20 protein-coding genes are annotated in these 20,301 nt (G+C 72.4%); 18 read left to right on the forward strand and 2 right to left on the reverse strand.

From position 1 onward, the window contains the following. Positions 1-93: 93 nt before the first annotated feature. The 12 genes from ftsZ to R2740_RS06555 all read left to right on the forward strand — a co-directional run bounded on the left by ftsZ (position 94) and on the right by R2740_RS06555 (position 13,634). On the forward strand, positions 94-1,293 hold the full coding sequence (gene ftsZ, locus R2740_RS06500) for a cell division protein FtsZ (protein WP_371301876.1): 1,200 nt from the start codon (positions 94-96) through the stop codon (positions 1,291-1,293). A gap of 41 nt (positions 1,294-1,334) precedes the next feature. Beyond that, positions 1,335-2,033, forward strand: coding sequence for a polyphenol oxidase family protein (locus R2740_RS06505; RefSeq protein WP_371301877.1), 699 nt, complete (start codon positions 1,335-1,337; stop codon positions 2,031-2,033). After that, positions 2,030-2,731, forward strand: a complete 702-nt coding sequence (locus R2740_RS06510) for a YggS family pyridoxal phosphate-dependent enzyme (RefSeq protein WP_371301878.1) — start codon at positions 2,030-2,032, stop codon at positions 2,729-2,731. Before R2740_RS06505 ends, R2740_RS06510 begins: the two co-directional genes overlap by 4 nt. A gap of 58 nt (positions 2,732-2,789) precedes the next feature. Then, positions 2,790-3,311, forward strand: coding sequence for a cell division protein SepF (locus R2740_RS06515; RefSeq protein ID WP_371301879.1), 522 nt, complete (start codon positions 2,790-2,792; stop codon positions 3,309-3,311). A gap of 167 nt (positions 3,312-3,478) precedes the next feature. Continuing rightward, a complete protein-coding gene (locus R2740_RS06520; protein ID WP_371301880.1) occupies positions 3,479-4,261 on the forward strand; it encodes a DivIVA domain-containing protein in 783 nt (260 codons plus the stop codon). A 199-nt stretch (positions 4,262-4,460) separates the two neighbouring features. Beyond that, entirely contained in the window at positions 4,461-5,447 is a 987-nt protein-coding gene (locus R2740_RS06525; RefSeq protein ID WP_371301881.1) for a TraR/DksA family transcriptional regulator, read from the forward strand. After that, on the forward strand, positions 5,420-6,010 hold the full coding sequence (gene lspA / locus R2740_RS06530) for a signal peptidase II (protein WP_371301882.1): 591 nt from the start codon (positions 5,420-5,422) through the stop codon (positions 6,008-6,010). The genes R2740_RS06525 and lspA overlap by 28 nt, the downstream gene beginning before the upstream one ends. A gap of 77 nt (positions 6,011-6,087) precedes the next feature. Further along, complete coding sequence (locus tag R2740_RS06535; RefSeq protein ID WP_371301989.1) at positions 6,088-6,945, forward strand: RluA family pseudouridine synthase; 858 nt, start codon at positions 6,088-6,090, stop codon at positions 6,943-6,945. After that, on the forward strand, positions 6,935-7,666 hold the full coding sequence (locus tag R2740_RS06540) for a GNAT family N-acetyltransferase (protein ID WP_371301883.1): 732 nt from the start codon (positions 6,935-6,937) through the stop codon (positions 7,664-7,666). Before R2740_RS06535 ends, R2740_RS06540 begins: the two co-directional genes overlap by 11 nt. Positions 7,667-7,865: 199 nt before the next feature. Next, positions 7,866-11,414 carry a DNA polymerase III subunit alpha gene (gene dnaE / locus R2740_RS06545; protein ID WP_371301884.1) on the forward strand — a complete coding sequence of 1,183 codons (3,549 nt, stop codon included), beginning with the start codon at positions 7,866-7,868 and terminating at the stop codon, positions 11,412-11,414. Beyond that, the gene (locus R2740_RS06550; RefSeq protein WP_371301885.1) at positions 11,411-11,944 is read left to right on the forward strand and encodes a hypothetical protein; all 534 of its coding nucleotides are present in this window, start codon (positions 11,411-11,413) and stop codon (positions 11,942-11,944) included. The genes dnaE and R2740_RS06550 overlap by 4 nt, the downstream gene beginning before the upstream one ends. Before the next feature lie 49 nt (positions 11,945-11,993). Further along, positions 11,994-13,634, forward strand: a complete 1,641-nt coding sequence (locus R2740_RS06555) for a DUF3352 domain-containing protein (RefSeq protein WP_371301886.1) — start codon at positions 11,994-11,996, stop codon at positions 13,632-13,634. A 157-nt stretch (positions 13,635-13,791) separates the two neighbouring features. Here the strand turns inward: R2740_RS06555 and ybaK are convergent, their stop codons facing one another. Continuing rightward, positions 13,792-14,283, reverse strand: a complete 492-nt coding sequence (gene ybaK / locus R2740_RS06560) for a Cys-tRNA(Pro) deacylase (protein ID WP_371301887.1) — start codon at positions 14,281-14,283, stop codon at positions 13,792-13,794. Between the two features lie 9 nt (positions 14,284-14,292). Then, the gene (locus R2740_RS06565; RefSeq protein WP_371301888.1) at positions 14,293-14,958 is read right to left on the reverse strand and encodes an LON peptidase substrate-binding domain-containing protein; all 666 of its coding nucleotides are present in this window, start codon (positions 14,956-14,958) and stop codon (positions 14,293-14,295) included. Positions 14,959-15,050: 92 nt separating this feature from the next. Here R2740_RS06565 and hisD point away from each other — a divergent pair, with 92 nt between their 5' ends. Genes hisD through hisF form a run of 6 tightly spaced genes read left to right on the forward strand, consistent with a single transcriptional unit; the run spans position 15,051 to position 20,286 of the window. After that, on the forward strand, positions 15,051-16,349 hold the full coding sequence (gene hisD, locus R2740_RS06570; RefSeq protein ID WP_371301889.1) for a histidinol dehydrogenase: 1,299 nt from the start codon (positions 15,051-15,053) through the stop codon (positions 16,347-16,349). A gap of 3 nt (positions 16,350-16,352) precedes the next feature. Beyond that, positions 16,353-17,519 (forward strand): histidinol-phosphate transaminase, encoded by a 1,167-nt coding sequence (locus R2740_RS06575; RefSeq protein WP_371301890.1) that lies wholly within the window; start codon positions 16,353-16,355, stop codon positions 17,517-17,519. Further along, the gene (gene hisB, locus R2740_RS06580; protein WP_371301891.1) at positions 17,516-18,115 is read left to right on the forward strand and encodes an imidazoleglycerol-phosphate dehydratase HisB; all 600 of its coding nucleotides are present in this window, start codon (positions 17,516-17,518) and stop codon (positions 18,113-18,115) included. The genes R2740_RS06575 and hisB overlap by 4 nt, the downstream gene beginning before the upstream one ends. Before the next feature lie 19 nt (positions 18,116-18,134). Continuing rightward, positions 18,135-18,764 carry an imidazole glycerol phosphate synthase subunit HisH gene (hisH, locus tag R2740_RS06585; RefSeq protein ID WP_371301892.1) on the forward strand — a complete coding sequence of 210 codons (630 nt, stop codon included), beginning with the start codon at positions 18,135-18,137 and terminating at the stop codon, positions 18,762-18,764. A gap of 23 nt (positions 18,765-18,787) precedes the next feature. Continuing rightward, positions 18,788-19,528 (forward strand): bifunctional 1-(5-phosphoribosyl)-5-((5-phosphoribosylamino)methylideneamino)imidazole-4-carboxamide isomerase/phosphoribosylanthranilate isomerase PriA, encoded by a 741-nt coding sequence (gene priA / locus R2740_RS06590; protein WP_371301893.1) that lies wholly within the window; start codon positions 18,788-18,790, stop codon positions 19,526-19,528. After that, positions 19,525-20,286, forward strand: coding sequence for an imidazole glycerol phosphate synthase subunit HisF (hisF, locus tag R2740_RS06595; RefSeq protein ID WP_371301894.1), 762 nt, complete (start codon positions 19,525-19,527; stop codon positions 20,284-20,286). Before priA ends, hisF begins: the two co-directional genes overlap by 4 nt. The last annotated feature ends 15 nt before the right edge of the window (positions 20,287-20,301 follow it).

The raw sequence follows: 20,301 nt of genomic DNA on the forward strand, positions 1-20,301 counted from the left end.
ACCGACCTCGAGCCGCACCTCACCGACGCAGACGAAGACCTAGACACGAGAGTCCGGCCCCCGGGCCGGACCCACACCCTGGAGGCAACAGCCATGGCAGCAGCCCAGAACTACCTGGCGATCATCAAGGTCGTGGGTATCGGTGGCGGTGGCGTCAACGCCGTCAACCGGATGATCGAGGTCGGACTCAAGGGCGTGGAGTTCATCGCGATCAACACCGACGCCCAGGCGCTCCTGATGAGCGACGCCGACGTCAAGCTCGACATCGGCCGCGAGCTCACCCGCGGTCTCGGCGCCGGCGCCAACCCCGAGGTCGGCACCAAGGCGGCCGAGGACCACGCCGAGGAGATCGAGGAGGTCCTCAAGGGGGCCGACATGGTCTTCGTGACCGCCGGCGAGGGTGGCGGCACCGGCACCGGCGGCGCGCCCGTGGTGGCCCGGATCGCCCGCTCGCTCGGCGCGCTGACCATCGGTGTGGTGACCCGGCCGTTCGCGTTCGAGGGCCGGCGCCGTGCCAGCTCCGCCGACGAGGGCATCGAGGCGCTCCGCGAGGAGGTCGACACGCTGATCGTGATCCCCAACGACCGGCTGCTGTCGATCAGCGACCGCAACGTGTCGGTGCTCGACGCCTTCAAGCAGGCCGACCAGGTGCTGCTGCAGGGCGTCTCGGGCATCACCGACCTGATCACCACGCCCGGCCTGATCAACCTCGACTTCGCCGACGTGAAGTCGGTGATGGCCAACGCCGGGTCGGCGCTGATGGGGATCGGGTCCGCGCGCGGCGAGGACCGCGCGGTCGCGGCCGCCGAGATGGCGGTGTCCAGCCCGCTGCTCGAGGCCTCGATCGACGGCGCCCACGGCGTGCTGCTCTCGATCGCCGGTGGCTCCGATCTCGGCCTGTTCGAGATCAACGAGGCCGCGGCGCTGGTGTCGCAGGCGGCCCACCCCGACGCCAACATCATCTTCGGCGCGACGATCGACGACGCGCTCGGCGACGAGGTGCGGGTCACGGTGATCGCGGCCGGCTTCGACGGAGGCATGCCCAAGCGGCTCGAGGAGGGCGGCGGCCTGCGGCGCAAGCCGACCGTGGTGGCCCAGACGCAGGCGGAGACCCGGGCCGCCGTCGAGAAGCTGACCAAGGAGCCCGAGCCGGAGCCCGCCCTGGTCGGCGCGCGGTCCGAGGTCACGGAGGCCGCCGAGAGCGAGCTCCGCGAGCCGGCGCCGCCCCGGGTGCCGCCGGCGCCGGGCTTCGACGAGGACGACGACCTGGACGTGCCCGACTTCCTCAAGTGAGCCGCGAGGCTCGGCCGGCACGGCCCGGCTAGCGTGGGCGCGTGGACAGCAGCGTGCTCGGCCAACGGGACCGGCTCGAGGGTCGGTACGCCGTCGAGGTGGGCTTCACCGACCGCGGGCTCGACCTCGGCGACGCGGCCCCGGAGGCGGTGCGGGAAGGCGGTCTCGCGGCGGTCGCGACCGTCACGGGCGCGGCGCCCCGACTGATGTGCCAGGTGCACGGGCGGGCCGTGCACGAGGTGCGCGCCGACGAGCCGGGCGCCCCTCCCGAGGCCGACGGCCTGGTGTCCCGCGCTCCGCGGGTGGCGTTGCTGGCCCGCGCGGCCGACTGCGTGCCGGTGCTGCTCGCCGACGCCGAGACCGGGTGGATCGGCGCCGCCCATGCCGGTCGGCCGGGGGTGGCCCTCGGCGTGGTGCCCGCCGTGGTGGCGGCGATGCGCGCCGGTGGGGCCCGAGCGCTGACCGCCTGGGTCGGCCCGCACGTGTGCGGCCGCTGCTACGAAGTGCCCGAACGGATGCGAGCGGAGGTGGCCGAGGTGGTCCCCGAGACCTGGTCGACCACGTCGTGGGGCACACCCGCGCTCGATCTCGGCGCCGGCGTCATCGCCCAGCTGGACGCCGCCGGGTGCGCGGTCCGGGTGGTGGCGGGCTGCACCCGCGAGGACGCCCGGTGGCCGTCGTGCCGCCGCGACGGCGCAGCCGCCACCCGGTTCGCCGGAGTCGTCTGGAGGTCGTCGTGAGCCGTCGCGACGACGTCGAGCGCCGCCTGGCCGACGTACGTCGGCGGGTCGCGACGGCGGCCACCGCATCGGGCCGCGACCCCGACGAGGTCACGTTGGTCGTGGTGACCAAGTTCTTCCCCGCCGCCGACGTCCGTCTCCTCGCCGACCTCGGCGTCGGCGACGTGGGGGAGAACCGTCATCAGGAGGCGGCCGCCAAGGCCGCCGAGTGCGCGGACCTCGACCTGCGCTGGCACTTCATCGGCGGGCTGCAGTCCAACAAGGCCGCCGCCGTCGCGTCCTACGCCGACGTGGTCGAGTCCGTCGACCGTCCCAAGCTGGTGGCCCCGCTCTCCAGGGGAGCCGTCGAGCGCGGCCGCTCCCTCGACGTGCTGTTGCAGGTCAGCCTCGACCCGCCGGACGCGGCGGGCCACCGGGCGGGTGCCGACCCGCGCGAGCTGACCGACCTCGCCGGACGCGTCGCCGAGGCCGAGGGTCTGCGCCTGCGCGGCCTGATGGCCGTCGCCCCGCTCGGCGAGGCGCCCGCGACGGCCTTCGCCCGGCTCGCCGCGATCCGCTCCGGGCTGCTGGCCGAGCACCCCGAGGCCGGCTGGCTCTCCGCCGGGATGAGCGGCGACTTCGAGGCCGCGATCGGGGCCGGCGCGACACACGTGCGTGTCGGGTCCGCGGTCCTCGGTCCCAGGCCTTCGATGAAGTAACGTCGCGAGCACCAAGGCACGCGCCCCGGCGTGCCGTCAGTTGCGGAGGACGACAGTCATGAGCGCCATGCGCAAGATCGGCGAGTACCTCGGCCTGCTCGAGGACACCGGCAGGTACGACGACTACGACGTCGACGACGCCGACTACGACTCCGACTACGACCGCGCCGCCCGGGCCCAGGCCGAGAAGCGCCAGGGCGACCAGCGCCCCGCCGAGCGCCGCCCCGCCGAGCGCCGTCCCGCCCCCGTGTCCGACCTCTCCGAGCGGCGGCCCCGGCCGGCCGAGTCCGTCGTCGCCGAGCTGTCCCGGATCACCACGGTGCACCCGCGCACCTACAACGAGGCGCGCACCGTCGGCGAGCAGTACCGCGACGGCACCCCGGTGATCATGAACCTCTCGGACATGGACGACAACGACGCGAAGCGACTGGTCGACTTCGCCGCCGGCCTGGTGTTCGCCACCCGCGGCACGATCGAGCGGATCACCAACAAGGTGTTCCTGCTGTCGCCGCCCAACGTGAGCGTCGCCGCGGAGGACAAGCAGCGCATCGCCGAGGGCGGTTTCTTCAACCAGAGCTGAGCAATCTCCGCCCCACCCGGGGCGGCTCCGGCCCCCGGCCCGTCCGTCTGTGACTGATGGGAACAACGGTGCGGATGTGAGATGCTGGTGGGACGCGTACTCCGGCGGGGGTCAGACGCTATTGTTCGCGTGAGAACAACTTCCCGAGCTAACGAATGGGTGAGGTCATGCCGCTGACGCCTGAGGACGTGAGCAACAAGCGCTTTACGCCCGTACGCCTGCGCGAAGGCTACGACATGGGCGAGGTGGACCAGTTCCTCGACGAGGTGGAGGCCGAGCTCGCACGGCTGACCAAGGAGAACGAAGAGCTGCGCGCCAAGCTGGTCGCGGCGCAGTCCGGGGGCGGGTTCCAGGCCCCCGCGCCGCAGGCCGAGGCGCCGCCCGTCGCGGCCCCCGAGCCGCCGCCGGTGGAGGAGCCCCCGGCACCGCCGGCCCCCGAGGTGCAGGCGGCCGCTCCGGTCGCGGCCCCGGTCGCCGCGGCCGGCATCGAGACGCTGCGCGTGGAGACGGTCCCCGACGCCAGCAACGCCGCCGCCCGGCTGCTGGAGATCGCGACCCGCAACGCCGACGAGCTCGTCGAGAGCGCCAAGGACGAGGCCGACCGGATCGTCGGCGAGGCGCGCACCAAGGCCGAGCGCCTGGAGAACGAGGCGAAGGGCAAGGCCGACCGCCTCGAGGCCGACGCCCGCACCCGCTCCCAGATGCTCGACTCCGAGACCGCCGACCGCCGCAAGCAGCTGTTCGGCGAGCTCGAGCGCGAGCGCGACAAGCTCAACGGCGAGGTCGAGAACCTCCGCCAGTTCGAGCGGGAGTACCGCTCGCGGCTGAAGTCCTACTTCAGCCAGCAGCTGGAGGCCCTCGACAACACGCCGGAGGGGGCCCCGATGGCCTCGGAGAGCCCGGCCGCGCCGAAGCGGCTCCGCTCGATCCTCGGGGAGGAGGAGGGCTGACCCTCCTTCCCTCACCGGGCACGTTCTCACCTCGGTAGTCCCGCACCCACGACGACGGCCGGTCCCGACAGGGGCCGGCCGTCGTCGCGCGCCTGCCCGGTCCGTGGCGAGCCTGTTTGAGTCGCCCCCGTGCATTGGCTACCCTCCCGACACGCCGGGGCAGTCGCCCCGGTCCGCCCTCGGAGGAGACTGACGCCCCATGAGCCGCAGCACCCGCAAGTCGCTGGCCAGCTCTGCTGCCGCCGTCGCCAAGAAGGTGATCGGCCGCGGGTCGTCCGCCGGTACGACGAAGGCGGCGTCGGCGACGAAGGCTCCTGCCAAGAAGGCGGCGGCCAAGAAGGCGGCGCCCGCGAAGAAGGCGGCGCCCGCGAAGAAGGCGGCGCCGGCGAAGAAGGCGGCGCCGGCGAAGAAGGCGGCCCCCGCGAAGAAGGCGGCGCCGGCGAAGAAGGCGGCGTCGGCGAAGAAGGCTCCGGCGAAGAAGGCGGCGCCGGCGAAGAAGGCGGCGCCGGCGAAGAAGGCGGCGCCGGCGAAGAAGGCCGCCCGGCCAAGAAGGCTCCAGCCAAGAAGGCCGCCCGCCAAGAAGACCGCCGCCGCGCCAAGAAGGCCGCCCGGCCAAGAAGGCCGCTGCCAAGAAGGCCGCCCCGGCCAAGAAGGCTCCGGCCAAGAAGGCCGCGCCGGCCAAGAAGGCCGCGCCGGTCAAGAAGGCCGCGCCGGTCAAGAAGGCCGCGCCAGCGCCAAGAAGGCCGCGCCGGCCAAGAAGGCTCCGGCCAAGAAGGCCACCAGGGCCCGGCACTCCAGCCTCGCGGTCAAGCACGACGAGTCGGCCTGGACCAAGGCCGAGCTCAACGAGGTGCTCGCCGATCTCCACGAGCACCGGGAGCGGATCCTGCGCCTGCTGCACGACCAGGAGGCCGAGCTGGCCGGCCTGATGCGCGACGCCGGCGACGGTGCCGGGCACGACCAGGCCGACATGGGTGCGACCAGCTTCGAGCGGGACCAGGAGCTCACCGTGCTCAACAACGAGCGCGAGATGCTGGCCCAGATCGACCGGGCGCTGGAGCGCATCGACGACGGCAGCTACGGCGTCTGCGAGTCGTGCGGCCAGCCGATCGGCAAGATGCGGGTGATGGCATTCCCGCGTGCCACACTGTGCATGTCATGCAAGCAGCGCGAGGAACGTCGCTGACCTCGGAGGAGGCAGCCGGCCCACCGGACCGCCCGGCCCCCCGTCGCCGGCTTCTGCTGTTCGCGGCCGTCGCGCTGTCGGCGTACGCCGCCGACGTGCTGAGCAAGATCTGGGCGGTGCACCACCTCACGGACCGGGAGCCGGTGCCGCTGCTGGGCGAGGCGCTGCAGCTCTACCTCATCCGCAACCCCGGGGCGGCGTTCAGCACCGGCCTCGAGTACACCGTCGTGTTCAGCCTGCTGGCCGTCGTGGCCGTGGTCGTGGTGCTGACGGTGGCCCGGCGGGTCCGCTCCGCCGTGTGGGCGGTGGCGCTCGGCCTGCTGCTCGCCGGTGTCTCGGGCAACCTCACCGACCGGGTGTTCCGGGAGCCCGGGGTGCTCCGCGGTCACGTCGTCGACTTCCTGCAGCTGCCGCACTGGCCGATCTTCAACCTCGCCGACGTGTGCATCGACGTGGCTGCCGGGCTGATCGTGCTGCAGGCGCTGCGCGGGATCTCGGTCGACGGCAGTCGGGCCGCCCGCAAGTCCAGGTCCGCGGTCGCCGAGACCGAGGGCGAGGAGTGACCCAGCGCGCCGAGCACCGCACGGTGCTCGTGCCCGACGGGCTGGCGGGCGAGCGGGTCGACACGGCGATCGCGCGGATGTTCGGGCTGTCCCGGACCCGCGCCGCCGAGCTCGCCGCCGAGGGGCTGGTCCAGGTCGACGGCGCGGTGGTCGCGAAGAGCGAGCGGGTGACCCCGGGCGCGATGCTCGACGTGGCCATCCCCGCCGTTGCCGACCCGCTGGAGGTGGTGCCCGAGGAGGTCGAGGGCATCGGCATCATCCACGACGACGACTCGATCGTGGTCATCGACAAGCCGGTCGGCGTGGCGGTGCACCCGTCGCCGGGATGGAGCGGTCCCACCGTCGTCGGGCACCTCGCGGCTGCGGGCTTCCGGATCTCCACCAGCGGGGCGTCCGAGCGGCAGGGCATCGTGCAGCGCCTCGACGTGGGCACGTCGGGGGTGATGGTGGTGTGCAAGAGCGAGCACGCCTACTCCGTGCTCAAGAACGCCTTCCGCCGGCGTACCGTCGACAAGACCTACCACGCGCTGGTCCAGGGCCACCCCGACCCGCTCGAGGGCACCATCGACGCGCCGATCGCCCGGCACCCCAAGCACGACCACAAGTTCGCCGTGATGGCCGGCGGACGGCACAGCGTGACCCACTACGAGACCCTCGAGGCGCACCGGTTCGCGAGCCTGCTCGAGGTGCACCTGGAGACGGGGCGCACCCATCAGATCAGGGTGCACATGGCGGCGTTGAAGCACCCCTGCGTGGGCGACTTCCACTACGGCGCCGACCCGGTGCTGGCCAAGCGGGTCGGCCTGGAGCGGCAGTGGCTGCACGCCGTCCGGCTCGGCTTCGAGCATCCCGACTCGGGGGAGTACGTCGAGTACGACTCGCCCTACCCCGACGACCTCGCCCACGCGCTGGAGGTCATCCGCGATGCCCACTGAGGACGCCGCCGAGCTGACCCTGCGGCCGGTCGTCCAGGGCGTCGACGACGACCAGGTCGCTGACGTCCACCTCGCGGCCCGGCGGCAGGCGCCGATGCCGGCACCCGTCCACGCCGAGGCCTCGATCCGTCGGTGGCTCGCCGGCCGGCTCCGGGCTGAGGACCCGGTCTGGGTGGCCGAGGCCGGCGGCGCGGTGGTCGGCTACGCCCGCTTCCCCGGAGCCTGGCTCGACGACCTCTACGTGCACCCCGACCACCAGGGCCGCGGCGTCGGCACGGCGCTGCTCGAGCTGGTGAAGGCGCAGCGGCCCGACGGGTTCTGCCTGTGGGTGTTCGAGTCCAACACTCCGGCCCGGGCGTTCTACGAGCGGCACGGGCTGGTGGCGCTGGAGCGCACCGACGGCAGCGGCAACGAGGAGGGTGCCCCCGACGTGCGGATGGCCTGGCCCGGGTCCGCGCCGCTGACCTTCTTTCGCGGGCTGATCGACGAGGCCGACGCCCAGCTGGGCGACCTGCTGGCCCGGCGTACCGCCCTGACGACGGCGGTGCAGCGCCACAAGGCGGCCGGTGGTTCCGCACCCCAGCGCGACCCCGATCGGGAGGCCGAGATCGCCGCCAGGCTCGCCAGCCGGGCACCGGCGCTGGGTGAGGAGCGGCTGCGCCGGATCGTGCACGTCATCATCACCGAGAGCCTGGACGCCGCCGACGAGGCACCCCGCTGACCCCCATCGTTTGCTGCGTTCTCCCCCTGGGATCGGCGTGTCGCGGGGTCATTCGCAGCAAACGACCGAGGCTGGGTCCGATGTCGGCGGGGCGTGCCACCCTGGCGGTGTGGGCGGGATAGGCTGACGTCCTTCCCCTCGCCCGGCCGACGGCCGGTGTCCGTTGGTCCGCCTCGAGCGTTGGGAGTGGCTCGCACCGATGTCGTCCGGCGACTTCGTCCACCTGCACGTGCACACCGAGTACTCCATGCTCGACGGTGCCTCCCTGCTCGACGGGTTGTTCTCCCGCGTCAGCGAGCTGGGCATGCCGGCGATCGCGATGACCGACCACGGCAACCTCCACGGGGCCTACGACTTCTGGGCCAAGGCCCGCGCCCACGGGATCAACCCGATCATCGGCATCGAGGCCTACCTCGCCCCCCAGGTGCACCGCAGCGAGCGCAAGCGGGTGCGCTGGGGCAAGGGCGACATCGCCGAGGAGGGCGGCGACGACGTCGCCGGCGGCGGTGCCTACACCCACATGACCATCTGGTCGCAGTCGACCGAGGGCATGCACAACCTGTTCCGCCTCTCCTCGCGCTCCAGCCTCGAGGGCTACTACTACAAGCCCCGCGCCGACCGCGAGCTCCTGCAGGAGTACTCCCAGGGCCTGATCGCCACCACCGGCTGCCCCTCCGGGGAGATCCAGACCTGGCTGCGCCTGGGCCAGTACGACGAGGCGCGCAAGTCCGCCGCGGAGTTCCAGGAGATCTTCGGCCGCGACAACTTCTTCCTCGAGCTGATGGACCACGACATCGCCATCGAGCGGCGGGTCCGCGACGACCTGCTGCGGCTCGGCAAGGAGCTGGGCCTGCGCCCGGTCGCCACCAACGACTCCCACTACAACAACCCCGACGACGCCCAGGCCCACGACGCGCTGATCTGTGTGGCCTCCGGCAAGCGGCTCTCCGACACCAACCGGCTGAAGTTCGACGGCGGCGGCTACTACATCAAGTCCGCCGCCGAGATGCGGGCGCTGTGGGCCGACAAGCACGGCATGCCCGAGGCCTGCGACAACACCCTCGAGATCGCCGAGCGGTGCTCGGTGGAGTTCACCGAGTCCACCGGCGGCTACATGGCCCGCGCCGACGTGCCCGCCGGTGAGACCGAGGAGTCCTGGTTCAAGAAGGAGGTCTGGCGCGGCATCGAGGCGCGCTACCCCGGCGACCGGCTCAACCAGGAGGTCCGCGACCGGGTCGACATGGAGCTGGGCGTCATCTCGACCAAGGGCTACTGCGGCTACTACCTCGTGGTCGCCGACTTCATCAACTGGGCCAAGGAGAACGGCATCCGGGTCGGCCCGGGTCGCGGCTCCGGCGCCGGCTCCATCGCGGCCTACGCACTGCGCATCACCGACCTCTGCCCCCTCGAGCACGGGCTGATCTTCGAGCGCTTCCTCAACCCCGAGCGACCGTCGATGCCCGACTTCGACATCGACTTCGACGAGCGTCGGCGGGGCGAGGTGATCCAGTACGTCTCCGCCAAGTACGGCACCGACCGGGTCGCCCAGATCGCCACCTTCGGCCGGATCAAGGCCAAGCAGGCCATCAAGGATGCGGCGCGGGTGCTCGACCACGGCTTCGCGGTCGGCGACCGGATCACCAAGGCCCTGCCTCCCGACATCATGGGCAAGGGCGTCCCGCTCAAGGACCTGTTCGACAGCAGCCACAAGCGCTACGCCGACGGCGGGGAGTTCCGGTCGCTCTACGAGAACGAGACCGACGTCCGCACCATCTACGACACCGCCGTCGGTCTCGAGGGCCAGATCCGGCAGTGGGGCGTGCACGCGGCGGGCGTGATCATGTCCAGCGACCCGCTGATCGACATCGTGCCGATCATGAAGCGCGAGCAGGACGGCGCGATCATCACCCAGTTCGACTACCCCATGTGCGAGTCGCTGGGGCTGGTCAAGATGGACTTCCTGGGGCTGCGCAACCTCACGGTGCTCGACGACGCGCTCGACAACATCCGCTCCAACCGTGGCGAGGAGGTCGTCCTCGAGGAGCTGACGTTCGACGACCCGGCGACCTACGAGCTGATGTCGCGCGGGGACACCCTCGGCGTCTTCCAGCTCGACGGCGGCCCGATGCGCGCCCTGCTGCGCAGCATGCGCCCCGACACGTTCGAGGACATCTCGGCCGTCGGTGCGCTCTACCGCCCCGGCCCGATGGGCGCCGACTCCCACAACAAGTACGCCCGCCGCAAGAACGGCCGCGAGCCGATCGAGCCGATCCACCCCGAGCTCGCCGAGGCGCTCGACCCGGTGCTGGGGGAGACCTACGGCCTCATCGTCTACCAGGAGCAGGTGATGGAGATCGCCCAGGTCCTGGCCGGGTTCACCCTCGGACAGGCGGACAACCTGCGGCGGGCGATGGGCAAGAAGAAGAAGGAGGAGCTCGACAAGCAGTACGCCGGCTTCCAGGCCGGGATGCTGGAGCGCGGCTTCTCCCAGCGGGCCATCGACACGCTGTGGGAGATCCTGGTCCCGTTCTCCGACTACGCCTTCAACAAGGCCCACTCGGCGGCCTACGGCGTGGTCTCCTACTGGACCGCCTACCTCAAGGCCAACTACCCGGCCGAGTACATGGCGGCCCTGCTGACCTCGGTCAAGGACGACAAGGACAAGTCCGCGATCTACCTCAACGAGTGCCGTCGGATGAAGATCCAGGTGCTCCCGCCCGACGTCAACGAGTCCGACGCCACGTTCACCCCCGTCGGCAACGACATCCGCTTCGGGCTGACCGCGATCCGCAACGTCGGCCACAACGTCGTCGACGCGATCGTCACCGCCCGGCAGGAGCAGGGCCGCTACGTCGACTTCACCGACTTCATGAGCAAGGTGCCTGCCTTGGTGTGCAACAAGCGGGTGATCGAGTCGCTGGTCAAGGCCGGCGCCTTCGACGACATGAAGCACCGTCGCCGGGCGCTGGTGGCGATCCACGAGACGGCCGTGGACCAGTACGTCGACATCAAGCGCAACGAGGCGATCGGCCAGGACTCCCTGTTCGGCGGCCTCGACGACGACCTGGGCGGCTTCGGCATCACCGTGACGGTGCCCGACATCGAGGAGTGGGACAAGATGACCCTCCTCGGTCACGAGCGCGACATGCTCGGGCTGTATGTCTCCGACCACCCGCTGATGGGCCTCGAGCACGTGCTGTCCCAGGGCACCGACTGCACGATCGGGCAGCTGATGCTCGACGAGGAGCGGGCCGACGGCTCGGTGCTCACCATCAGCGGTCTGGTCACCACGGTGCAGCGCAAGATCACCAAGCGCGGCGACGCGTGGGCGATGGTGACGCTGGAGGACCTCGACGGCGCCATCGACGTGCTGCTGTTCCCCAGCGCCTACCAGCTGGCCGGACCGCACCTGGTCGAGGACGCCATCATCACCGTGAAGGGCCGGCTGTCCCGCAGCAAGGACCAACCCGAGCTGCACGCCATGGAGGTCACCGTCCCGGACCTCCAGGAGGGCCCGACCGGTCCGGTGGTGATCAGCCTGCCCTCGACCCGCTGCACGCCGCCCGTGGTGGAGCAGCTGCGCGAGGTCCTCGGGACCCATCCCGGGATGACCGAGGTGCGACTCAGGCTGTTGGCCCGCAACGGCACCACGGTGCTGCGTCTCGACGACGGACTTCGGGTGGCGCCGAGCCCGGCCCTGTTCGCCGACCTCAAGCAGCTGCTCGGCCCGGGGTGCCTGGCCGGGTGACCGCGCGACGTACCCTCCTGCAGATCTCGCTGGTCGTCCTGCTGGCCCTCGGGGCCGGGTTGGCCGGAGCCTGGGTCTGGGAGAGCCGATGGACACCGGTCACCGGGGTCGCGCTGCACCACGAGTTCGTCCTCGACCAGCAGGGCGCCCCGGCCGACTTCACCGCCACCGGCAGCTATGTCGTCTGGGCTCTGGTCTTCGGACTGCTGGCGGGGCTGCTCGCCGGGGTGGTGACCCGCGGCCGTGAGCTGACGACGCTGGTGGTGCTGCTGGTCTCCGCCGGCGTCGGGGGCTGGCTGATGGTCCAGGTCGGCCAGGCACTCGGCCCCCCCGATCCCGCCGCCCTGGCCAAGACTCTCGACGACTTCACCCCGATGACCGCCGACCTCCGCGTCCACGGTGTAGCGCCCCTGCTCGCCCTGCCCGCAGGCGCCCTGTTGGGGCTGGCGGTGGCCTATCTCACGGAGGTTGCGTTTCGTGGTGTTCGGCAGCCGCCGGCACCGCGCCCGGCTACCCTGGTGACGCACTGAACGTTGTCCATCGCCCGCATTCGTCGCGGGCCCCGCACGGGGGAGTTTCATGTCCGACCAGTACCCGCCGCCGCCCCACGACGGTCCGGTCCCTGACCCTCAGCAGCCCGCCTACCAGGAGTCCGGCTACCAGCAGTCCGGGCAGCCGGAGTACCTCCAGCAGGGTGACGGCACGCCGCTGCCGCCCGCGCCCGCGCAGGGCGGCGGGTCCGCCCGCAAGGCCGTCCTGATCGGTGGTGCCGTGGTCGGTGCCGTCGCACTGGCCGGCGCCGGTGCCTGGGCGGCGTTGACGCTCGCCGGTGGCGGACCCCAGCCGACCGAGGCACTCCCCGACGACACCCTGGCCTTCGTCAGCATCGACCTCGACCCGTCCGCGGGTCAGAAGATCGAGGCGATGAAGATGCTCAACAAGTTCCCGTCCTTCAAGGAGCAGATGGGCCTCGACCCGAGCGACGACATCCGCAAGGCGATCTTCGACGAGGCGTTCAAGAACGGTCCCTGTGAGGGCATGAGCTATGACGACGACGTGGCGCCGTGGATCGGTGACCGCGCCGCCGTGGCCGCCGTCAACGACGCCGACGGCAAGCCCGCCCCGGTGGTCGTCCTGCAGGTCTCCGACGACGCCAAGGCCGAGAAGGGCCTGTCGGCGCTGAGCGACTGTGCCTCCGAGTCCGACCCGACGGCCTTCGTCGTGGCCAACGGCTGGGCCACCATCGCCGAGGACCAGGCGACCGCCCAGACCGTGGTCGACGACACCGCGAAGGGCAGCCTCGAGGACGACGCGACCTACCGGAAGTGGATGGGTGAGATCGGCGACGCCGGCGTCGTGACGATGTACGCCGCCCCCGAGGCCGCCCAGGCGATCGCCGACGCGATGGGCGACCAGGGGGCCGAGCTCTCGGCGCTCGACTTCGGCAGCTCCCTCGCCGACTTCGACGGCATGGCCGGCACGCTGCGCTTCAACGACGGCGCCGTGGAGTTCGAGGCGGCCAGCACGGCCGTCGACGGAGCCGCCAGCGACAACGCCGCCGGCGCCCTCGCTGCGAGCCTCCCGGCAGACACCGCCGCGGCGTTCTCGTTCAGCGTCCCGGACAACTGGCTGGAGCAGGTGGCCGACCGGTTCGCCGACATGCAGGGCGACGGCTCCAGCGGCGCAGACCTGCTCGACCAGATGTCCGCCGAGACCGGTCTCGACCTGCCCGACGACTTCAACACCCTCACCGGCGACGCGATCGCGGTGTCGGTCAGCTCCGATCTCGACATCGACGCGCTGAGCAACTCCAGCGACCCGAGCTCGCTGCCGCTGGGCGTCAAGATCAAGGGCGACCCCGAGGCCATCCAGGGCGTGCTCGACAAGCTCACCCCGCAGCTCGGCCCCGAGTCGGACCTCCTCGGGACCGACAGCAAGGGCGACTTCCTGGTGGTCGGGCCCAACGGCGACTACCGCGGGTCACTGCTCGACGGCGGTGGGCTGGGCGACTCCGCGTCGTTCAAGGCGGCGGTCCCGCACGGCAATGACTCCACCGTGGTGGTCTACGTCAACTTCGACGCCGGCAACGGCTGGCTCGACCAGCTCGCGGAGAGCGACCCGTCGATCGCCGACGACGTCAAGCCCCTCGACTCACTCGGCATCTCCGGCTGGGTCGACGGCGACACCTCGCACGTGATCGTCAAGCTCACGACCGACTGATCCACAGCGTCGCCACCACGACCCACCCCGTGCCCGGGGTGGGTCGTGTGTCTGCGTCCGCGGGGACGACGACGGCTGGGACACACGACCGGTGGGCGGGGTGGGTCGTGTGTCTGCGTCCGTGGGGACGACGACGGCTGGGACACACGACCCGCACTCAGCGGCTGAGGTCGGCGGTGCGGGCGCCGGTGAGGCGCACCAGGTCGGCCGGCGCCAGCTCGACGTCGAGACCCCGGCGGCCACCCGACACGAAGACGGTCGGATGGGCCAGCGCCGAGGCGTCGACGACGGTCGGCAGTTGTCGCTTCTGGCCCAGCGGCGAGATGCCGCCGGCGACATAGCCGGTCGCGCGCTCGGCGTCGGCGATCTCGGCCATCGTCGCCCGGCTGCCACCCAGCGCGCGGGCCAGCGCCTTGAGGTCGAGCCGGCCTGCCACCGGGACGATCCCCACGGCCAGCCGGCCGTCGAGGGAGGCGACCAGCGTCTTGAACACCCGGCCAGGGTCGACCCCGAGCGCCTCGGCCGCCTCCAGGCCGTAGGACTCGCTGCGGGGGTCGTGGTCGTAGGGGTGCAGCACGTGGTCGACCCCCGCCCGGGTGAGCGCCACCGTGGCCGGCGTACCGCCCCGGGCGGGCTTCTTCTTCGCCATCCGGGCCGCCTAGTTGGGCGACCAGCGGGTGCGGGCGACCTCGGTGGCCGGCAGCGACGGGATCACCCGGATCGCCCGCAGCTCGTGGCTGAGCAGGTCGGTCACCAGCAGCAGCCGCTCCTCGGCGCCGTCGCACTCCAGCAGCGACTGCCGCTCCGGCAGCGCGAGCGGGGCTGCCGCGGCCAGCGTCCAGGAGAGGTACGTCGAGTCGCGGGGCAGCGGCCCGGGCAGCGGGTCGCCGCGCAGGTCGGTCACCGCGGCGCGGTAGGCCTCGAAGGTGGCGAGCGCCCGCTCCACGGTCTCCTCGGAGGCGTCCTCGGCGCCGCCGTCGAGCGTGGTCACCACGCCCTCCGGGAAGTCCCCCGAGGTGTGCAGCTCCTCGAGCCGCAGCCGGTCGCGGCCGACCGCGACGATGTCGAAGGACCCGTCGGCGTGGGAGCTGACCTCGGTGAGCTGCATCCGGCAGCCGACCCGGAACAGCGACTGCGCGCCGTGGTCTCCGACCTCGTAGCCCTCGCGGATCGCCACCGACCCGAACAGCCGGTCCGCGGGCTCGGGGACCCGCAGCAGCCGGTGGACCAACGCGCGGTAGCGCTCCTCGAAGACGTGCAGCGGCACCACCACACCGGGGAACAGCACGGTGTTGAGCGGGAACATCGGGAGCGTCGTGCTCACGAAGCGACCCTAGGGCACTCCTCGGCCCGAACCCTTCTCCCCAGGTGGTCACCGCGCGTCGCGGCGCGCCCCGCACACCTAGAATCATGGCCATGATCCGCCGTATCGACCTCCGGGGCGCGGCCGCGCCCGTCGACTACCGGTCCGCGGTGCCGCGGGCCGAGCTCGACGTCGAGGGCGCCCTGCATGCGGTGCGGCCGATCTGCGAGGCGGTTCGGGACCGCGGGGTCCCGGCGATCCTGGAGCTGTCCGCGCGCTTCGACGGCGTCGAGCAGACCGAGATCGCCGTTCCCGCCGCTGCCCTCGCCGAGGCCCTGGAGCGGCTCGACCCGGCCGTCCGGGCGGGGCTCGAGGAGTCGATCCGTCGGCTGCGCACCACCTGCGCGGCCGAGCTCGAGACCGACGTGGTCACCGACCTCGGTCCGGGCGCCCGGGTGACCCACCGCAAGGTGCCGGTCGAGCGGGTCGGGCTCTACGTCCCCGGCGGGCTCGCCCCGCTGGTCTCCAGCGTGGTCATGAACGTCGTCCCCGCCCAGGTCGCGGGGGTCGGTGCGATCGCACTGGCCTCTCCGCCGCAGGCCGAGCACGGCGGGCTCCCGCACCCCACGATCCTGGCCGCCTGCGCGCTGCTGGGCGTCGAGGAGGTCTATGCCGTGGGCGGCGCCCAAGCGGTCGCGATGTTCGCCTACGGCGCCGGCCCGTGCCGACCGGTCGACCTGGTCACCGGACCGGGCAACATCTACGTCGTCTCCGCCAAGCGGCTGCTCAAGGGCGTCGTGGGCATCGACTCCGAGGCCGGCCCGACCGAGATCGCCGTGCTCGCCGACGACACCGCCGACCCTGCCTATGTCGCGGCCGACCTGCTCAGCCAGGCCGAGCACGACCCGATGGCCGCCTCCGTCCTGGTCACGCCCAGCGAGGCGCTGGCCGATGAGGTGGAGGCCGAGCTCGACAAGCAGGTCTCGGTGACCCGCCACGTCGAGCGGGTGCGCACCGCACTCTCCGGCCCGCAGTCGGCCATCGTGCTGGTCGACGACGTCGAGCAGGGCCTCGCGGTCGTCAACGCCTACGCCGCCGAGCACCTCGAGCTGCAGACCGCCGACGCCCGCGACCTGGTGCCGCGGATCCGCAACGCCGGCGCCATCTTCGTCGGCTCGCACGCACCGGTGTCGCTCGGCGACTACGCCGCGGGGTCCAACCACGTGCTGCCGACGGCCGGCTGCGCCTGCCACTCCTCCGGGCTGTCGGTGCGCTCCTTCCTCAAGGCGGTGCACGTCGTCGACTACAGCCGCGACGCGCTCGCCGAGGTGGCCGGCCACGTGACGGCGCTCGCCGAGGCCGAGGACCTGCCGGGCCACGCCGCCGCGGTGCGGGTCCGCTTCGAGGGCTGAGCCATGACTCCCGTGACCACCGGCTCCGCCGGTGAGCCCGTCGACGGCTGGCCGCCGCTCCGACCCGAGCTGCGCGGCATCGAGCCCTACGGCGCCCCGCAGCTCGACGTGCCCGTCCAGCTCAACGTCAACGAGAACCCGTACCCCCCGTCGGCCGCCTGCGCGGCAGCGATCGGGGAGGCGGCACGCGCGGCGGCGACCCGGCTCAACCGCTATCCCGACCGTGAGTTCGTCGGGCTCCGCGAAGCGCTGGCCGGCTACCTCGCGACCGACGGCGGACGCGGGCTCACCGCGGCACACGTCTGGGCGGCCAACGGCTCCAACGAGGCGATGCTCCACCTGCTCCAGGCCTTCGGTGGCCCGGGCCGGACCGCGGTGTCCTTCGCGCCGACGTACTCGATGTATCCCGAGTACGCCCGCGACACCCACACCACCTGGGTCGTCGGCCGGCGTGAGAGCGACTTCGCGCTCGACCTCGACCACGCGGTCGCGGTCGTGGCCGAACACCGCCCGAGCGTGGTGATCGTGCCGTCGCCCAACAACCCCACCGGCACCGCGCTCCCGCAGGCAGCGGTGGTGCGGCTCGCCGAGGCGCTGGACGGGTCGGGACTGCTCGTCGTCGACGAGGCCTACGCCGAGTTCCGCCGGGCCGGCACGCCGAGCGCGCTGGAGCTGCTGCCCGACCACCGCAACCTGGTGGTGACCCGCACGCTCAGCAAGGCGTTCGCGGCCGCCGGCGCCCGGCTGGGCTACCTCGCCGCCGCCCCGGAGATCACCGCTGCGCTGCGGGTGGTCCGGCTGCCCTACCACCTGTCCGCGGTCACCCAGGCGACCGCGGTCGCGGCGCTGGGGTTCGCCCAGGAGCTCCTCGGCAACGTCGATCGGCTGCGAGTCGAGCGCGACGCCCTGGTCGGCTGGCTGCGCGGCGAGGGGCTCGACGTGGCCGACAGCGACGCCAACTTCGTGCTGTTCGGGACGTTCGTCGACCGGCATGCGGTCTGGCAGGGACTGCTCGACCGGGGCGTGCTGATCCGGGAGACCGGACCCGACGGGTGGCTCCGAGTCTCCGTCGGAACCCCGGAGGAGATGGCAGCATTCAGACAGGCACTCACCGAGGTGCTCGACAGGTCATCGGTCCCGACCGGGGCCGAGGGAGAGGGACGACGATGAGCCGAACCGCCACGGTGGACCGTGCGACCAAGGAGTCGAAGGTCCACGTCGAGGTCGACCTCGACGGCACCGGCACCGCCTCGGTGTCGACCGGCGTCGGGTTCTACGACCACATGCTGGGCTCCTTCGCGCGGCACGCGCTGGTCGACCTGGTCGTCGAGACCGAGGGCGACACCCACATCGACGCCCACCACACCGTCGAGGACACCGCGATCGTGCTCGGCCAGGCGCTGCGCGAGGCGCTCGGCGACAAGGCCGGCATCCGGCGCTTCGGCGACGCGCTGGTGCCGCTCGACGAGGCGCTGGTGCAGTGCGCCGTCGACGTGTCGGGCCGGCCCTACTGCGTGCACGTCGGCGAGCCCGAGGGCCAGGAGTACGTCACGATCGGCGGCGACTACCTCGGCTCGCTGACCCGCCACGTGTTCGAGACGCTCGCCTTCCACGCCCAGATCGCGCTGCACGTCCGGGTGCTTGCCAGCCGCGACCCCCACCACCTGGTGGAGGCCCAGTTCAAGGCGTTCGCGCGGGCCTTCCGCGACGCCATCGCCCTGGACCCGCGGGAGACGGGCGTGCCCTCGACCAAGGGCACCCTCTGAGAGGCGTGACGACCCGGTCATGAAACGCGTCGCCGTCCTCGACTACGGGTCGGGGAACCTCCGCTCCGCCGTGCGCGCCCTCGAGCGCGCCGGTGCCGAGGTCACGCTGACCGCCGAGCGGGCCGTCGCCGAGGACGCCGACGGGCTGGTGGTCCCGGGGGTCGGCGCCTATGCCGCCTGCATGGCCGGGCTCCGGTCGGTGCACGGGCCCGAGATCATCGGCCGGCGGCTGGCCGGCGGCCGCCCGGTGCTGGGCATCTGCGTGGGCATGCAGGTGCTCTTCTCCCGAGGCGTCGAGCACGGCGTCGAGACCACGGGGTGCGACGAGTGGCCCGGGGTCGTCGAGCGGCTGCACGCGGCCGTCGTACCCCACATGGGGTGGAACACCGTGTCGGCTGCCGAGGGCTCGCAACTGTTCGCCGGCGTCGAGGGGGAGCGGTTCTACTTCGTGCACTCCTACGCCGTCCGCGACTGGACCCTGGTCACCAACGATCGCACCCGGCCCCCGCTGGTGACCTGGGCCGAGCACGGCGGCGACCGGTTCGTCGCGGCCGTCGAGAACGGCCCGTTGAGCGCGACCCAGTTCCACCCCGAGAAGTCCGGGGACGCGGGGGCGGCCCTGCTGCGCAGCTGGGTCCTGTCGCTGTGAGTCCGGCCCCGGAGAGGAGAGACGTGAGCTATCTCGAGCTGCTGCCCGCCGTCGACATCGCGGGAGGCCAGGCCGTGCAGCTGGTGCAGGGGGTGGCGGGGTCGGAGAAGCGTTTCGGCGACCCGGTCGAGGCGGCGCTGCGCTGGCAGCGGGCCGGGTCCGAGTGGATCCACCTGGTCGACCTGGACGCGGCGTTCGGTCGCGGACACAACCGTGAGCTGCAGGCCGAGATCGTCGGCCGGCTCGACATCGACGTCGAGATGAGCGGCGGGATCCGTGACGACGCGTCGCTGGAGGCCGCGATGGCCACCGGCTGCCGACGGGTCAACATCGGGACCGCCGCGCTGGAGCAGCCGGAGTGGTGCGCGCGGGCGATCGCGACCTACGGCGACCGGGTCGCGGTCGGGCTCGACGTGCGCGGGCGGACGCTCGCGGCGCGCGGGTGGACCCGTGAGGGTGGCGACCTGTTCGAGGTGCTGAGCCGGCTCGACGACGAGGGGTGCGCGCGCTACGTCGTCACCGACGTCAACAAGGACGGCATGCTCCAAGGGCCCAACCTGGAGCTGCTGCGCTCGGTGTGCGCGGCGACCGACCGACCGGTGGTGGCCTCGGGCGGCATCACCGAGCTGGCCGACCTGGAGGCGCTGCAGGGGCTCGTCGACCAGGGCGTCGAGGGCGCGATCATCGGCACCGCGCTCTACGAGGGCCGGTTCACGCTGACCGAGGCGTTGGCGCTGACGCTGCCCGCGGAGCGGTCGTCGTGAGCCTCGCCGTACGGGTGATCCCGTGCCTCGACGTCGACGCCGGGCGCGTCGTCAAGGGCGTCAACTTCGAGAACCTCCGCGACGCCGGCGACCCGGTGGAGCTGGCTCGGCGCTACGACGCCGAGGGCGCCGACGAGCTGACCTTCCTCGACATCTCGGCGTCCCACCAGGGGCGGGCCACCACGATGGAGATCGTCTCGCGGACCGCCGAGCAGGTGTTCATCCCGCTCACCGTCGGCGGCGGCGTGGGCTCGGTCGACGACGTCGACCGGCTGCTGCGTGCCGGCGCCGACAAGGTGTCGGTCAACACCGCGGCGATCAACCGCCCCCAACTGGTGGCCGAGATCGCCGACCGGTTCGGCAGCCAGGTGCTGGTGCTGTCGTTGGACGCCCGTCGGGCCGGCGGCATGCCGTCGGGTTTCGAGGTGACCACCCACGGGGGCCGGAAGTCCGCCGGGCTGGACGCCCTCGAGTGGGTCGCCCGGGCGGCCGAGCTCGGGGTCGGCGAGGTGCTGCTCAACTCCATGGACGCCGACGGCACCCAGGACGGCTTCGACGTGGAGCTGATCCGCGCCGTACGCCGTGAGGTCAGCGTCCCCGTCATCGCCTCCGGTGGTGCCGGCCGGGCCGCGGACTTCCCACCCGCTGTCGACGCCGGCGCCGACGCGGTCCTTGCGGCCAGCGTCTTCCACTTCGGCACCCTCACCATCCGCGAGGCGAAGGCCGCCCTCGCCGCCGCCGGCCACCCCACCCGCTGACGCGTCGCAAACGGG

Source organism: Nocardioides sp. (genome assembly GCF_041393715.1).
Lineage (GTDB): Bacteria > Actinomycetota > Actinomycetes > Propionibacteriales > Nocardioidaceae > Nocardioides.

Bases quoted from the DNA above. Each gene is read 5' to 3' on its own strand.
- ftsZ (WP_371301876.1), top strand. From the start codon at position 94: ATGGCAGCAGCCCAGAACTACCTGGCGATCATCAAGGTCGTGGGTATC.
- R2740_RS06515 (WP_371301879.1), top strand. From the start codon at position 2,790: ATGAGCGCCATGCGCAAGATCGGCGAGTACCTCGGCCTGCTCGAGGAC.
- R2740_RS06520 (WP_371301880.1), top strand. From the start codon at position 3,479: ATGCCGCTGACGCCTGAGGACGTGAGCAACAAGCGCTTTACGCCCGTA.
- R2740_RS06525 (WP_371301881.1), top strand. From the start codon at position 4,461: ATGAGCCGCAGCACCCGCAAGTCGCTGGCCAGCTCTGCTGCCGCCGTC.
- lspA (WP_371301882.1), top strand. From the start codon at position 5,420: ATGCAAGCAGCGCGAGGAACGTCGCTGACCTCGGAGGAGGCAGCCGGC.
- R2740_RS06535 (WP_371301989.1), top strand. From the start codon at position 6,088: ATGTTCGGGCTGTCCCGGACCCGCGCCGCCGAGCTCGCCGCCGAGGGG.
- R2740_RS06540 (WP_371301883.1), top strand. From the start codon at position 6,935: ATGCCCACTGAGGACGCCGCCGAGCTGACCCTGCGGCCGGTCGTCCAG.
- dnaE (WP_371301884.1), top strand. From the start codon at position 7,866: ATGTCGTCCGGCGACTTCGTCCACCTGCACGTGCACACCGAGTACTCC.
- R2740_RS06555 (WP_371301886.1), top strand. From the start codon at position 11,994: ATGTCCGACCAGTACCCGCCGCCGCCCCACGACGGTCCGGTCCCTGAC.
- ybaK (WP_371301887.1), bottom strand. From the start codon at position 14,283: ATGGCGAAGAAGAAGCCCGCCCGGGGCGGTACGCCGGCCACGGTGGCG.
- hisD (WP_371301889.1), top strand. From the start codon at position 15,051: ATGATCCGCCGTATCGACCTCCGGGGCGCGGCCGCGCCCGTCGACTAC.
- R2740_RS06575 (WP_371301890.1), top strand. From the start codon at position 16,353: ATGACTCCCGTGACCACCGGCTCCGCCGGTGAGCCCGTCGACGGCTGG.
- hisB (WP_371301891.1), top strand. From the start codon at position 17,516: ATGAGCCGAACCGCCACGGTGGACCGTGCGACCAAGGAGTCGAAGGTC.
- hisH (WP_371301892.1), top strand. From the start codon at position 18,135: ATGAAACGCGTCGCCGTCCTCGACTACGGGTCGGGGAACCTCCGCTCC.